We start from the raw sequence: 14,056 nt of genomic DNA, 5'->3' as shown, positions 1-14,056 counted from the left end.
TTTTTAATTCATTTTGTGTTTTTTTCTATACTCTTTAGGGCTAATACCTTCTTTCTTTTTAAATAATCTTGAAAAATAAGGAGGGTATTCAAAACCTAATTCATAAGCAACTTCAGAAATTGTCTTGCCAGGGTTTAATAGTACATTCTTTGCTTCATCAATTAAATATAACTGCAAATGTTCAGTAGAAGTTTTTCCTGATTCTTTTTTGAGTGTATCACTCAGGTAACGTTGTGAAACGGATAGTTGATCTGCAATTTGTTCTATACTTGGAATACCTTTTTCTTGCAATTGTCCCGAATTAAAATACTTTGATAATTGTTGATTAAATTGCTCTAGTAGATTATTTGATAGCTCTTTGCGATTTAAAAATTGTCTTTCATAAAAGCGTTTGGCGTATTTTAAAAGTGTACTTAATTGTGAAATGATAATTTCTTTACTAAATTCATCCGGATTATTTAGGTATTCAATATTAATGTTTTCTACAATGGATTCAATTTGTTTTTCTTCTCTTGGTGATAGGTGTAGCGCTTCGTTCACCGAATATGAAAAGAAGCTATATTTCTTAATTTGCTGCGCCAACTCTGTTCCTTTCAGAAAGTCTTCATGAAAATTTAGAGAAAAACCTTTTTGTTCATAGATTACACTATTATCCCATTGTAAAACTTGTCTTGGAGCAATAAAAATTAAAACACCATTTGTAAAATCATAATTTGTTCTTCCATAATTTAAATCACCTTTAATAATTTTCTTCAAACTAATGGAATAGCAATCATTTGTAATAGGAGGCGAACTTTCTTTCGGACAAGGTAAAAAACCTTCACCTTTAGTAGAGAAAACACTGAGCATAGGATGCTCTGGAGGAGGGAGTTCAATATAATTTAAGAAGGATGATAGTGTTTTGAAATGTTTCATCTAGCTAATTTAAAAATTCCATTTAAAATTTATTTAGTTATCAGAAACATTTCAAGCTTTTTTTAATTCTTTAATATTAAGTGTTTTACTAGATTTAAAATAATCATTAGTAAAATCAGCAAATGCATTAGAGTGTGCATTATTTTTTTCTATAGGTTTTCTTTCTGCAAACGTCATATCGCGTTTGACGTAGATATAATTTTATGTTTATGGGTTATACTTTTCTTTTATAGTACTTTCGCGAAAGGGAAATAGTTATAATTAGCAGTATGATTACTACATTACCTATTATTACATTACTGACCATCTTATTTTGTTGCATCGCAAATAGTAAAGTATCTACTTTTCCAGTATTTAGAAATACCCAGTCACTTGCAATTCGGGTAGCAAAATCGGAGTTTCCAGTTGTCAAAATGATAACACCATCTCCATTTGTAGGATTATATCGAAAGGCTGTATTAATAGGTGGATTGCTTTGACCATCATGTCCTATTATAAATTGTCCATTGTCAATTTCAGCAAAAAGAAAGGTGCCGAGTCCGTATATAGGAGCACCAAGTTTATTTGCTTCAACTTGCCACATCATTCTTTGATATTTTGGCTGTAATGGCTTTATAGCGCTTTGTTTTTCATCAAAAAGAGTAAAAAGTTTTTCTAAATCGGTTAATGTTGTATACAGCGATGTTGCAGCCAGAGAGGTGTAATAAAAGTGTGGTGCTTTAGAACCATCTGCGTTATAAAAATCACAGAGTCTGTTACGAAACTTTTCATCCCATTGATAGAAAGACGATTGCATTCCTAAGGGTTCAAAAATTTCTATTCTCATATACTGATTAAAAGACTGCCTACTCACTTCCTCTACAATAAGTTGAAGCAATGTAAATCCTCCTCCAGAGTATCGCCATTCGCTTCCTGGTAAAATGCCTACTTGCGTGCTGCCATTTCTGCCTTGGTCTGCATCTTTTGCTTTGGTAAGTGAAGATTCTAAAGATTGCACATCTTTTAAATTCTCGAAACCAGAGTATCCAAGACCATCAGTCAATCCTGCAGTATGACTAAGAAGCCTCCTAACCGTAACTTTATTGTTATCAAAGGAACTAGGTGGTAATTGCCATCGTTTAAGGTAGTTAGATACGGGAACATCCAAATCTAACTTTCCTTCCTGAACTAATCGCATAACGCCAATAGCTGAGACAAATTTTGAAAGAGAAGCTACTTGAAACACGGTATTTCGGTTAACTGAAGTATTCTTTGAATGGAAAGATTCCGTTACTGGCGCTCCATCTTTAAATATAGCCATTGCCATACTGCCTACAAATTCTTTTTTGAGTTCTTTGTGAACTGATTTGATAAACTTTGTAGACTCTTTTTGTTCAGTGAATGGTGTATGCCACCAACCTTTGTCTGTACCTAAAAAAATCATTATAGTCCATACAACAATTAGGACAACTGATAACGAGGTGTATTTAAGAAATTTTTTCATTGTTATTTTTTAATTACGGTTCCAAAAACCAAACCTACGCCAGCTCCAAGAGCTAATCCAATAGCAATATTACCGGTTAAGATTCCTGCTAAAAGTCCAATCCCTGCTCCAAAAATGGTACCTGATTTTATATTTTTATTTGTTATATTATTTTTTGTAATTAACAATAGGACCAATAATTTAATTGTTAATTGACTTAAAGGCCCTATTGTATGATTGTTTTTTATATTATAATGTTTCCGTAACATTTTGATTCCAAAGACCAGTAGCAGCAGTTTGTTTGGCAAATGTTTCAAAATCTATGGCTGGTTTGCCCAATACTTTGGCTACATCATCAGAAACTTCTTGGTTCTCTGGATTTCCTAATACTTCTTGGAATAAATAACCGAACAACCATACATAAGAATCAGGTAATCCTGCTTTTTTCATACCTTCCTTAAATTCTTCAATAGAAATTGGTACAAATTGAATATGCTTGTTGCTAGCTTCAGCCATAATTTCAACCACCTCCTTAAAAGTTCTTTTTTGAGGACCTGTTACAGTTATGGTTTGTCCGTTATAGCTATCATCTACGATGACTTTAGAAACTACATCTGCTATATCATTGACATCTACAAATGGAATTTCTGCATTTGGCATTGGTAATGCAACAGTACCATTGAGTACAAATTCTAAGAAAGCACCTTCACTAAAATTTTGATTGAACCACGATGCTCTAACCAAAGTATAGTTTAAACCAGAGTTTGCTACGATTTCTTCACAGGCTTCGGCTTCAGTTTCGCCTTTACCAGAAAGTAATACTACTTTTTCTAAACCAGCCTCTAAAGCTTTTTTGGTAAGTGTACTGATGGCATCTCTAGAGCCAGGTACTGCCAAATCCGGATAATACACAATATAGGCTCTATCCATATCTTTTAAAGCGGCGTCATAGGTATCAGTGTTTTCCCAATCAAACATTGGGTTTGTTTTTCGTCCAACAACGCGTACATTATGGCCTAATTCTGTTAAATTTTCTGCAACTCGGCGACCAGTTTTTCCAGTTCCTCCGATAACTAAAATGTTTTCTGTTTTCATTTCTATTCGTTTTTAAATTGATATTAATTGTGTTTTAATTATTTAATTTTTTTGATTTTACTTTTATAAGTAATTTGCAGTATTTGTTATACTAAAAACTTTTGTATACCAATACGTGGTACTCATTACAATAAACTCTATTCCAATGAGCCAAAAACCAGCAGCAGCAAAGAAGCTATAATAGGATCCTCCATCAGGAATTATTAAATAGGGAACCGTAATTAAAGCATCTAAAATGGTGGCGGTTAAAAAGAAAACTACCCCTAACCAGTATCCTGTTATAGTACTTTTTTTTCTGTAATATAGTTTTGCTCCTAACCACACTACTGGTAGAATTCCTAAGGACAATAAAATATTTGCCTGAAATTCTGGGTCTTCTAAAATCGGAATGTAGAAGGAAATTGTGTAAATACTTACTCCAATTACCCAGATAATAATTCCAATACTAATAGCTCTTAAATGTTTCATAACTGTTCGTTTTTTGATTGATTATTTGTTTTAGATTTTGATGACTTATCTTATTTTGCATAAAGCATGCCTATGATTAAAAGTGTAAAAGCGCTAAATGATGATACTGTTCTTATGGTATGCCAATAATTCCAAGGTTGTTCGAATTTATTTCGAAGGTCTTGCAATTCAATTTTAGAAAGTGTTTCTAAATTAGAGGCATCCAAAACCTCATTTAATGGAACGTTTCCAAAAATGGTTACTAGACCAATTCCAACAAAAAACAGTATTGCAGCCGCAAGGAATAGCCAGAAACTTATACTACTGTTTTTAAATAAATAGGTGTTTACAAAGAGTAATATGACAGGACCAAAAAATACTATCATAAAACGGGCATTTATAATTGCTCGATTCATTGATTGAAAAGACCTTAAGAAGGTTAAGTTGTCTAGTCGACCAATGCCAGGTGTAACAGCATTAGACCAAGTAAAACATAAACCAGCTGTAAGACCAGTGAATAGTAAACCGAGCATTAACACGATAAATTTTAGTTTAAATTCCATTAGTTGATGTTTTTGTAGACGTTATCCACGTTAATAATTCTTGATATTCCTTTGAGTTGAGTTTTATTTTTTTACCCTTAGGCATTCTTTTTTTTATGAAGACTTGCTTGTAGATATCATTAGCCCAAGGATTCATGTTTTCTAATGTAAACACACGTCTTTTATTCCTTTTGTAATGACAAACATTACATTTGTTTTCTAAGATTTTAAATGCTTCAACTTTAGAATCCTTTACTACATAATTTAAAGTGTATCCCGAAATAGATTCCGGATTCTCTTGAATCGATTGGTAAGTGTTTTTTGAATTAATAGTTAGTACTGCAAAAAATCCTATTATTAATTTTACTATTGTTATCATCATTATATCGATTTATTAATTTGATGATACAAAGATGCCAAGTGTTCAAAAGAGTTTTTTGACACTTAAAGACAATCTCTTGACATTTTACGCCAAAAAGGATTTTTTAGTTGTTTTTCCTAAATTCTGAAGGAGTTTGGTTTGTCCATTTTTTAAAAGCACGATTAAAAGCACTTTGTTCAGAGAAACCTGTTAAAAAGGCTATATCGCCTATACTTTGATTTTTATCTCGAAGCATATCTTTAGCGATTTTTTCTTGAGTCTTTTTAACTAAATCTCTATAGGTGACACTTGCCTCAGAAAGTCTTCTGGTAAGTGTTCTGTTACTCATAGCTAAGAGTTCACTGATATTTTGAATTGCAGGGATACCCGTAGGAAGACCATCTTTAATAAGAGATTCTACATCGCGTACAAATTTATTACCGAGTATTTTGATGCCTTTAGTGTTTTCATCTACCTGTTTTAGTAAGTAACTGTTTATACTTGCATCTGCCTTTGCAGTTCTTAAGTTTAAGTCAGCCGTTTTATAACTTAAGGAATAGCAAGGTTGATTAAAGAGTATTGGACATTTAAAAGCAGTATTATAGCTAGTTAAATCTTGCGATGGTCCGTGTTTAAAACTAACTTGGGTAGGAGATATATCTTTTTCAGAAATGGCTTGGAGTACGATTACTGTGGCTGATAAACTAGCTTCTGTAGATAATTCCATACCTCTACGATGTGATTCTCTATTGAGTATGACATGAGAAATGTTTCCTTCTTCTTTAATTTTCCATACAAATGTATTCGAGAGGAGTTTAAAATAACGATCACTACGTTCAAAAATTTCTCCTACTTTAGAACAAGTGCGCCATGATAGTCCTAATACGCCATAATCCTCAATAACCATTTGTTGGCCTACCCGAACCCCAAATCCCGGCCCAAGTTTATCATCTAGTAGCTCGTGTAAATCTAGAAATTCCTCTGCAGCAATAACTTGTAGATGTTGTGCTTCATCTATTGAAGTAGATAAATCAATAAAATCATCCCTAGACATGCCTTCTGCAATGGCGCAATTAATCATCTTGAGGTATAGACTTATAGAAAAGTATTTCATCTTTCTTACTGAACCTACAATTACTACTTCTTAATTCTTTAAAATGTCTTGTCCGAACATAGGATTAAAGGTAATAAAATCCTAAGAATTCACTTTGCCAATTAACAACCAGTTGTATACAGTGAATTTGTTGCAAAACTATGTTTTAATCAAAGCAAGTAATTTTCATAATTTCAAAGAACTTATTGATGCTGAAAAAGCAACAATTTTAAAAAGGCACTTGTACCATGGTTTCTAGTAGAGGTAATAGTTTTTTAGTTATTACAACTGGTTATTTAAATGCTGTTTAAAAAGGAGTATTTTTTGATTCAATTCTTCTTTTAATTTAGTATCAGAAATTCCATTTTCTGAAAAATTATCATAGAAATTGGGTAAAGAAAAATCTGCAATTATACTAGCTCCTAAATATGGAAAATATGTCTTAGCAGATTCCAAAACCGTTGTACCTCCTCTATCACCAGGCGAAGTCGCCATTAAAAGCATTGGTTTTTCTCTCCATATTTTCATGTTTACCCGAGACAACCAGTCTATTGTATTTTTAAATACCGCCGCATAAGATCCATTATGTTCTGCAAGAGATATAATAAATCCATTGGCAGTACCTAGCAGCTCATCAAGTCTTTTAATTGCAGTAGGTATACCATTTTCCGTTTCATAATCTACTCCGTATATTGGTAAAATATAATCGTTTAAGTCGATTGAAATAATTTCTACGTTTTCTAATAAACTAGTGGTATAGGATAGTAAATTTTTATTGATAGATTTTTGAGCATTAGTGCCTGCTATTGTGATTATTTTTTTCATAATTATTGTTTTTTAGAGATTAGATGATCAATGGACCATTTTCCACTACCATGTATTGTTGTTATTAAGGATAGACCGATAATTAGAAGAGAATATTCGTAACCTTCACCTGCTTGATTACCAAACCAATTCATAAAAAAGCCATGTTCTAATTGGGTAGTGAAAATGATGCCTAGGAACATTCCGGTAAGTGATACTGCCCAAAACCTACTAAAGAATCCTATAATTAATGAGATAGCTCCGAAAAACTCAATCATGATTATCGAGGCAGCTAGAATACTTGGCAATCCCATTTGTGTAGTAAATGATTCCATCGTTGCCGTATAACCATAACCGCCAAAGAATCCTAATAATTTTTGTGCACCATGCGGAAATATTACTAAACCAAGTGTTAATCGAGCAATGCTAAACCCAATATTTGGGCGCGTTTTTAAAAGTTTTTTTACTAAAGTTTTCATACTATCTAAGATTTAAAATTGTTTATATAGTTTTTCGGTAATACATGCCGAAAGATGATTTTTTTATAGGTTTTTGTCCAAACTGGTCAAAGTCTGCACCAACACCAAATTGATGTTCCTTAAATAATAGCCCTATCCGTAGTTGCTGAAAACTTCTTGAATGCCTCACGAATTCATCCCATACCGTTAAAAACTGTCCGTTTAACCAGAGAGAAATTTTATTATTTATTAAGGTGTTTAATTGAAGCTGTATAAAGGTTTCTGCATAGTTCTCATTCGTTTGCTCAGAATGAGCAATTGTAGGAATAGCTACAAATGATACTTGTGGATTTTTCAGCGTGAACTTTGCTGAAAAACGTTCTGAATATCCAGAAAAACTATTGTAATATATCGATGGCCCTAATGATATATGCTTGTTAATATTCCAGAATAGTGTTGGTTGAATACCTATCTCATCAAAGCTTTGATTTTCTTTATCTTTAAATCTCTGAAAGAAAACCAGTGTATTAATACTAAAAGTCTCACTCTTATTAATAGTATAACTAGAGTAAAGCGTGAAATCAGTTTTATCAAAACCAGAAAACAACTCTACTTGTATAAATTGTGCTTGTAAATAGCTAGCAAAACTTAAAGTTAAAAAAGAGGTGATGTGCATTATTTTTTTCATGCTTCAAAATTCCGTTAGAAGCGCTTGAAAAAAAATGAACTAGTTTAAGATTTTTACATTCTATTGACTTTTGTAATAATTTTACTCATAAATTCTGGTGTAATGCCGATATAAGCTGCTAGGTCTTTCTGAGTAATTCTATTGACAATTTTTGGATATTTTTTTTTGAACTCGATATATCTTTCCTCTGCAGTTAAAGATATGGCTTGGTTGGAACGTCTGATATAGCTTATAAGTGATTTTTGATATAGGATGCGATAAAACTTCTCGAATTTTGGTATTTCCTGAAAAAGTAATTCATAATTAGCCTTAGAGATGCCTAATAATTCAGAATGTTCGGTAGCTTTAATAAAATAGGGGGTAGGTGTATTAGTCATAAAACTAGCCATATCTCCAGTCCAATAATCCTCTACTGCAAACATGGATATGTGAGGAGCACCATCTTCATCTAATGTATAAACCTTTAAGCAACCTTTAGTTATAAAATACTCATATTTAGTACTATCACCTGCCTGCATTAAAAATGCCTTCTTTTTAACTTTTATTTCTGTAAGTAACGAAAGATATTTTTGCTTTTCTAACTCGGTTAAATCAACAAACCTTGCTATATTATTTAGTATTAGTGTATGTGATTCCTTATAGTTCAATTCAAGCTCGTTTATGAATATTTTTTTCCTAAGTTCTTATTCCTAGATTGTATTTGAGTTAGTAGTCCTTTTTTAGCCGCTTTCTAAATTATTCGAACTGTGTTACATATAGTTAATGAACTTGTAAACAACTAATTTAGTAAACATTTGTAAGCTATAAAATATTCCTACGAAATTCCCTAAATAAATACTTTTCAAAGTAATTAATTATATAAGTTGTTGTCCTAGGTTTTTTTATTAGAGTGTGATTTTAATGTCTCTTATGAATTTTAATGATTCTTTTTTAATTCAAGTTCTTCTAAAAACGACCACATTTTTTTATTAAACATTAAACGCTGCTCTTTTGAAAATTTACCATGGACTCCTTCTTCAATTGATATGAATTCTGTTTTGACATCATGTTCCTTTAATTTTTCATAAAGAAGAGATGATTGTTCATAAGGAATAATTGGGTCTTTAGTGCCATGTACTATCAATACAGGAGGGCTATTTTTATCTACGTAATACAATGGCGAAACAGATTCAATAAACTTTCTATTTTTATAACCATCACCCAACCATTTTTTTACAGAACCTTTATTTTTCAGTAGAGTTAGGTCGGTCGGTCCATATTTATCAATAATTGCAGCTATTTTAATATTACCATCGTATGCACAGTCTCTATCAAACTTTCTATTATTATTCAATAAACCCGCCATGAGAGCTAAATGTCCTCCGGCAGAACCACCCATGATAACAATTTTGCGAGTATCAATATTTAATTCTTTAGCATGTTTCTGCAAATAGATTAAAGCACATCGTATGTCTTCAATTGCTCCTGGAGCTTTTGAAATATTAACCAAACGATATTCTACATTTGCAACAGCAAACCCTTCTTTAAAAAAACTAGAAAAACCAGTTTTAGATTCCTTAACACCATGATTCCAACCTCCTCCATGGATATTAATCACAATTGGGGTAGGTTTTTGAGAAACAGGATTAGAATAAATATCTATACGTCCTTCCCAATCATCTATTTTAGTATAGATTAAGTCAATTTTTGCTTCATAAGTTGCTGGATATTTAACAGGCTTATATTTGGTTTCTTGTCCTGATAAATCAAGAAAGAAAACTAAAGTGAGCGCTAATACAAAGTGTCTTTTTTTCATCTCATTGTTTTGTTAGAACTAACGTTTCATATATGTTTGGTAGCAGAGTAAATTGTTGATTTATTTTTATATTCATTACTTAACTACTATGATCATATATGCTGTGTTATGGTGTAACGCAACGTTATTTTAATTCACATTCTGTTTTACACAACCATTTGTTCTTTCTTTTTTAGCCAAAGTCCAAACATTAATTGTTTTACTATCTAATTTGTTTTCAGAATTAGGTATAACTAATTCAATTTCAATAATACTTTCAGTCGCAATTTTGTAATCAGAATTCTCTATTAAATATCCATTTATATAAATTCTGTTATTTTCTTCAATTTCGAAAAAATTGTTCAGTTCAGCCTGTGTTTTAAAAGCAATTTTTGTTTTTAAACTGACAAAAACAATTCCGTTTTCAGTCAGGTTGTAGAATTTATGCTTTTTTCTATTTGGTTTATCTTTCAAAATGCTCATTTCAAGTATTAATTCTTTTTTTGTTTCGATTGCACTTTCATTCGCAATAATGTCTTTTTCAATAATAATAGTTGGACAATTGGTTTTCGTAAATGGTAATTTCTCATAACTCTCTTGAGAGTAGATATTCGCAAAAAAGAAAGTAAAAATAAATGTGATTAATATTCTATGCATATGAGTTTCGATAATGTATTATAACTTTAAATATATGATTAGTTCCAAGAAGGTATGCTAGTATTGTTCGTAGTTGTTAAAGATAATTCATGTGTATGAATTTTCGATATGAAAATCCATAGCAATAAACTATACATTTTGTTGGCAACAGTTATTTTTTTGGAGTATTCTATAGTTTTACCCAATTTGATCCCCCATAAGCATATTGGAAAAACCAAAAAGAACTGAAAGCTCCTGTTTTATCTTTATTAAAGTGATAAACCGAAATGCTATTTGGTCTAAAAAATGTACTTAAATAATGATACTCTACTTTATACTTAGCCTTATTCCAAGATTGCTCAAAATAGAGCTCGCCGTTATCTAATGTCACTATTATTTTTAAATCTTGACCAAATTCTAATCCTTTAGATTGTTGATATGTACCAGTTATTTTTTTCATCATCTCTTTATTGTAAGATGATTTTTCTCTGTCATTTTTCTGAATAACTTTTCGCTTTATGATATCATATTCGTATCCGTTTGATAATGTATAAAATTGTTTATCATTCTTTTTTAGTTGATAGATTGTATCTCTTTCCTCTGACCATCTTGTGTTGTCATAGATGGTAACATAACTTTTTCCAATAACTCTCAATTTATCTTCGCTTACAATGATTCCTGTATTTTCATCAATTCCAATGCCTAATACATCTGGTTTTTCATTTTTTAATTCAAACATATCAAATTGTCTATTTCTTGCAATATGATGTTGGTCTATTGCGCAATTACTGATAAACTCAAATCCATTTTGGTAATCTCCAAGCATAATAGTTTGAGTTTTAGAATCACCACGAACAAGAACATCTCCCATTATAGAAGCTCCTGCAGAAGTTCCAGCAATTAATTTACCTTTATTTAAAAGGGCTTTTAGGGAGTTTTGAACTTTAGTACCATTATAAGCTTTTGCTAAACGCCATTGTCTTCCTCCAGTTATCCAAACACCATCAGCAGACAACAATATATTATTTAAGGAATCACTATTGGCAATCTTTATTTCTCTTGTATGCACGATGTTAATATTTTTAAAACCAATGTCAGTAAATGGTTTTTTTAAAATATTAATGTCACTTTGTGAGTCTAGATATTTATCTTCGATAGCAGTAGGAATTATAACAATCTCGCTTTCAATACTACCAATTAAACCTGCAAACTCTGAAATAAAGTAGTCATTAGTGGAGTCTCCACCCATAATTAGAAGAGTTCCATTTGTAGTCATAGAACTATTCTTTTGTGAAAATAATAGTATTGGTAATTGTATAATTATAATTAGTAATATCGAATGTGTGATTTTCATTTTTTGGTTTCTAGTTATTGCCAACGTCTTATGAATATGTCGTAGCAAGGTTTTTTTTATTTATTAGTGCATTTGTTGCTAACTTTTACGTTTTGTAAGCTTACACCCTAATAAATAAAAATCTTTCGATCTATCAATAAATAATTATAATCACATTTATAGTGTTGTAAAACGTTTTTTACTTCAGTTTTATTGATTCGATTATTCCCCTTCTGAATTCTGTGTTTTTATCAAATTCATCTTTATTATTCATGAATTGGATTGTGTAGATATTCTCGTTATATAAGAAGACGTAGTTTTCAATTATCTTTTTTTCTCCATTCAATTTCGCAGAATATTTATAATTGAAAATATCAAGCTCATTTATTTTTACTAAGTCCTCACTAATTAAATTTCCTTTACTAGATTTTAGAGCACCGTCCTTAATTCCATCAAAAAGTTTTTCTAGTTTTTTCCCGTTTAAATTTTTTAATCCTTTCTTTTTTGATTTGAGATAAACTACAGTTTCATTTTCAAATGTCCCTTTTATGAATTTACCGTTAGCAATTTCGCCTTCTTCAGAATTGTCAATCACATTGATGCTGATATTCTTATCGAATTCGTGTTCAAATAATTCTTGACTAAAACTCTTTAAACTTGTGAGTAGTATAAGCGTGTAGATTGTTTTTCTCATTTGTTTTTATAACTATTGTTGGCAGTAGTTTTTATTTTTTTTGTTAATAAAATTCGATTGTTGGATTTATACCCTTTACTCATATACAGTTTATTTGCTTTTGAATTATGAGATTCAACTTCTAAATGGATAGCATTGACATTCAATTTTTTTGATTCCAATTCGATAAAATCCATAGTTAGTTTTCCTACTCCCTGATTTCTATAATTCTCCTTTATATAAAATTCATCAATAAATGCGTCTCTGCCTTCATATTCAAAGCTAAAACCAAATGAAAGTACTATATAGCCAATATTGCTTTGCTGGTATTTAATTAGATATAGCCTTCCTAGTATTTCATTGGAAGTAAAGTCAATTAGGTTTTTCTCTCCAATTTTCGGATCAAAATCGTAATCATAAATTTCATTGAATGAGGTCATCATTTTCAAAACATCAGATTTGTCTCTTTTCGTATATGTTTTGTATTCAATGTTCATTTCTCAAATTTTTGCCAACGTCTCGGCTATGATTAGTTCGAGGATTAAAAGTAATGGACTTTAGATTAATTATTTAGTTGCTATGATCATGTATATGTTGTAACATGTTTTTATTCATTCAATTTAGTAATTATTTGTTGGGTTATAGTGTCATTCTTTTCGTCAAGAAATATGATTGTTGGTCCGAAAACATTATTTATAGCTAAAAGCCCATATGTTGGATTAAATAATATTGGGCCAGTTCCATCGGTAATAGGGTTTTCTATATTATAAAATTCAAATTCTAGATCATTAAGCTTTTCATTTTTGAAAGGTTTTTTGTCAGTTTTTATAAACTTCTCAGATCCGAAAAGAATAAAGTTTGATTCTAAAGTCTTTTTTATAAAAATAGTTTTAGATGTGTCAATGTGACTTACATATTGGTAAATCAGAGAGTTCTCATTTTTTTTAAATGTCAGAGTGAATGTTTCGTTTTTTGGTTCAGAACTAAAAAAAATAATTGCGCTTCTTTCAGTTTTCCATTCGGTTTTTTTCTCAAAACACCCGAAACAAATCGTGAGTAATAATATGTAAGTGAGTATTTTTCTCAATGTGTTACTACGTTAAATATATGGTATTTAGGAGTGGAAATAAACAATTAGTTTAGATTTGGCAACACAGCAAACAAGCATAGGTTTTTCGAAGCGACTTAAATTACCCTATTTGCTATGTATAGTGTTAGCAGTGGTTTGTTATTTTGTTGATTTAACATAAATTTTAAAATTCTCTCCACTCAAATTATATCCATGAGAGAATAAATCCCACCTTTTTTTTTCGTAAAAATTTTTTAAATCAGTTGATAGGTATATTTTTTCAAACCCTTTATTATTAGCTTCTTTCAGTCCGTGAACTAATAGTTTTTCAGCATAACCTTTATTTCTAAATTGCTCATCAATAAATAAACAAGCAAACCAAGGTAATAAATCTTGTCTACTTATTATGTCATTTGTTAGTAAAGCATAAGAACCAATAATCCCTTTTCCATTTAAAAGTATATAAAATTTTGGCAGAGAAACCCCATCAGATAGTGAATTCTTAATACAGTCATTGTAAAAATTGAAATTAGAATCATTTCCCCAACATTTCCAAAAGTAATTTACTCCTTTTTCTAAAAACTCATTCTCTCTTGTTAATAATTCAATTCTGATATTTGTTTCATTTTTATTGTTCATATTTTAATCCAACTATGTTAGGAAGTTCTGGTCTTTAATTACTGTCAACGGTCTCGTATATGAAACG

At 30.8% G+C, this 14,056-nt stretch carries 20 protein-coding genes; all 20 read right to left on the bottom strand.

What is annotated here, in order from left to right; all coding sequences use genetic code 11:
* Positions 1-3 precede the first annotated feature (3 nt).
* The 20 genes from NMK29_RS11825 to NMK29_RS11735 all read right to left on the bottom strand — a co-directional run bounded on the left by NMK29_RS11825 (position 4) and on the right by NMK29_RS11735 (position 13,989).
* Positions 4-915 carry an AraC family transcriptional regulator gene (locus tag NMK29_RS11825; RefSeq protein WP_108805603.1) on the bottom strand — a complete coding sequence of 304 codons (912 nt, stop codon included), beginning with the start codon at positions 913-915 and terminating at the stop codon, positions 4-6.
* Positions 916-966: 51 nt separating this feature from the next.
* Positions 967-1,092 carry a hypothetical protein gene (locus NMK29_RS23800; protein WP_255411850.1) on the bottom strand — a complete coding sequence of 42 codons (126 nt, stop codon included), beginning with the start codon at positions 1,090-1,092 and terminating at the stop codon, positions 967-969.
* A gap of 37 nt (positions 1,093-1,129) precedes the next feature.
* Positions 1,130-2,398 (bottom strand): serine hydrolase, encoded by a 1,269-nt coding sequence (locus tag NMK29_RS11820; protein WP_108805602.1) that lies wholly within the window; start codon positions 2,396-2,398, stop codon positions 1,130-1,132.
* A 2-nt stretch (positions 2,399-2,400) separates the two neighbouring features.
* Positions 2,401-2,565 carry a hypothetical protein gene (locus tag NMK29_RS11815; RefSeq protein WP_159092374.1) on the bottom strand — a complete coding sequence of 55 codons (165 nt, stop codon included), beginning with the start codon at positions 2,563-2,565 and terminating at the stop codon, positions 2,401-2,403.
* A gap of 61 nt (positions 2,566-2,626) precedes the next feature.
* Positions 2,627-3,472: an NmrA family NAD(P)-binding protein gene (locus NMK29_RS11810; RefSeq protein ID WP_108805600.1), complete on the bottom strand. Its 846-nt coding sequence runs from the start codon at positions 3,470-3,472 to the stop codon at positions 2,627-2,629.
* Between the two features lie 63 nt (positions 3,473-3,535).
* Positions 3,536-3,940 (bottom strand): DUF5367 family protein, encoded by a 405-nt coding sequence (locus tag NMK29_RS11805; protein WP_108805599.1) that lies wholly within the window; start codon positions 3,938-3,940, stop codon positions 3,536-3,538.
* 50 nt (positions 3,941-3,990) lie between these two features.
* Entirely contained in the window at positions 3,991-4,482 is a 492-nt protein-coding gene (locus NMK29_RS11800; RefSeq protein ID WP_108805598.1) for a DUF1772 domain-containing protein, read from the bottom strand.
* Positions 4,472-4,840 (bottom strand): hypothetical protein, encoded by a 369-nt coding sequence (locus NMK29_RS11795; RefSeq protein ID WP_159092373.1) that lies wholly within the window; start codon positions 4,838-4,840, stop codon positions 4,472-4,474. Before NMK29_RS11795 ends, NMK29_RS11800 begins: the two co-directional genes overlap by 11 nt.
* A 106-nt stretch (positions 4,841-4,946) precedes the next feature.
* Entirely contained in the window at positions 4,947-5,936 is a 990-nt protein-coding gene (locus tag NMK29_RS11790; protein WP_108805596.1) for an AraC family transcriptional regulator, read from the bottom strand.
* Between the two features lie 261 nt (positions 5,937-6,197).
* Complete coding sequence (locus tag NMK29_RS11785) at positions 6,198-6,740, bottom strand: NADPH-dependent FMN reductase (RefSeq protein WP_108805595.1); 543 nt, start codon at positions 6,738-6,740, stop codon at positions 6,198-6,200.
* Positions 6,741-6,742: 2 nt separating this feature from the next.
* On the bottom strand, positions 6,743-7,198 hold the full coding sequence (locus tag NMK29_RS11780; protein WP_108805594.1) for a DoxX family protein: 456 nt from the start codon (positions 7,196-7,198) through the stop codon (positions 6,743-6,745).
* Between the two features lie 22 nt (positions 7,199-7,220).
* Positions 7,221-7,865 (bottom strand): hypothetical protein, encoded by a 645-nt coding sequence (locus tag NMK29_RS11775; protein WP_108805593.1) that lies wholly within the window; start codon positions 7,863-7,865, stop codon positions 7,221-7,223.
* A gap of 53 nt (positions 7,866-7,918) precedes the next feature.
* Positions 7,919-8,512 carry a Crp/Fnr family transcriptional regulator gene (locus tag NMK29_RS11770; RefSeq protein WP_108805592.1) on the bottom strand — a complete coding sequence of 198 codons (594 nt, stop codon included), beginning with the start codon at positions 8,510-8,512 and terminating at the stop codon, positions 7,919-7,921.
* Between the two features lie 269 nt (positions 8,513-8,781).
* Positions 8,782-9,660, bottom strand: coding sequence for an alpha/beta hydrolase (locus NMK29_RS11765; RefSeq protein ID WP_108805591.1), 879 nt, complete (start codon positions 9,658-9,660; stop codon positions 8,782-8,784).
* 129 nt (positions 9,661-9,789) lie between these two features.
* Positions 9,790-10,296 (bottom strand): hypothetical protein, encoded by a 507-nt coding sequence (locus NMK29_RS11760; RefSeq protein WP_108805590.1) that lies wholly within the window; start codon positions 10,294-10,296, stop codon positions 9,790-9,792.
* A 169-nt stretch (positions 10,297-10,465) separates the two neighbouring features.
* Positions 10,466-11,629 carry a cyanophycinase gene (locus NMK29_RS11755; protein WP_108805589.1) on the bottom strand — a complete coding sequence of 388 codons (1,164 nt, stop codon included), beginning with the start codon at positions 11,627-11,629 and terminating at the stop codon, positions 10,466-10,468.
* Between the two features lie 178 nt (positions 11,630-11,807).
* Entirely contained in the window at positions 11,808-12,302 is a 495-nt protein-coding gene (locus NMK29_RS11750) for a hypothetical protein (protein WP_108805588.1), read from the bottom strand.
* Positions 12,299-12,778: an N-acetyltransferase gene (locus tag NMK29_RS11745; protein ID WP_108805587.1), complete on the bottom strand. Its 480-nt coding sequence runs from the start codon at positions 12,776-12,778 to the stop codon at positions 12,299-12,301. The genes NMK29_RS11750 and NMK29_RS11745 overlap by 4 nt, the downstream gene beginning before the upstream one ends.
* A 110-nt stretch (positions 12,779-12,888) precedes the next feature.
* On the bottom strand, positions 12,889-13,368 hold the full coding sequence (locus tag NMK29_RS11740) for a hypothetical protein (RefSeq protein WP_108805586.1): 480 nt from the start codon (positions 13,366-13,368) through the stop codon (positions 12,889-12,891).
* 141 nt (positions 13,369-13,509) lie between these two features.
* Entirely contained in the window at positions 13,510-13,989 is a 480-nt protein-coding gene (locus NMK29_RS11735) for a GNAT family N-acetyltransferase (RefSeq protein ID WP_234424351.1), read from the bottom strand.
* Positions 13,990-14,056: the final 67 nt, after the last annotated feature.

Source organism: Aquimarina sp. Aq107 (assembly GCF_943733665.1).
Lineage (GTDB): Bacteria > Bacteroidota > Bacteroidia > Flavobacteriales > Flavobacteriaceae > Aquimarina.
Note: the sequence above shows the minus strand (reverse complement) of the source record. Positions and strands in the feature narration are given on the sequence as shown.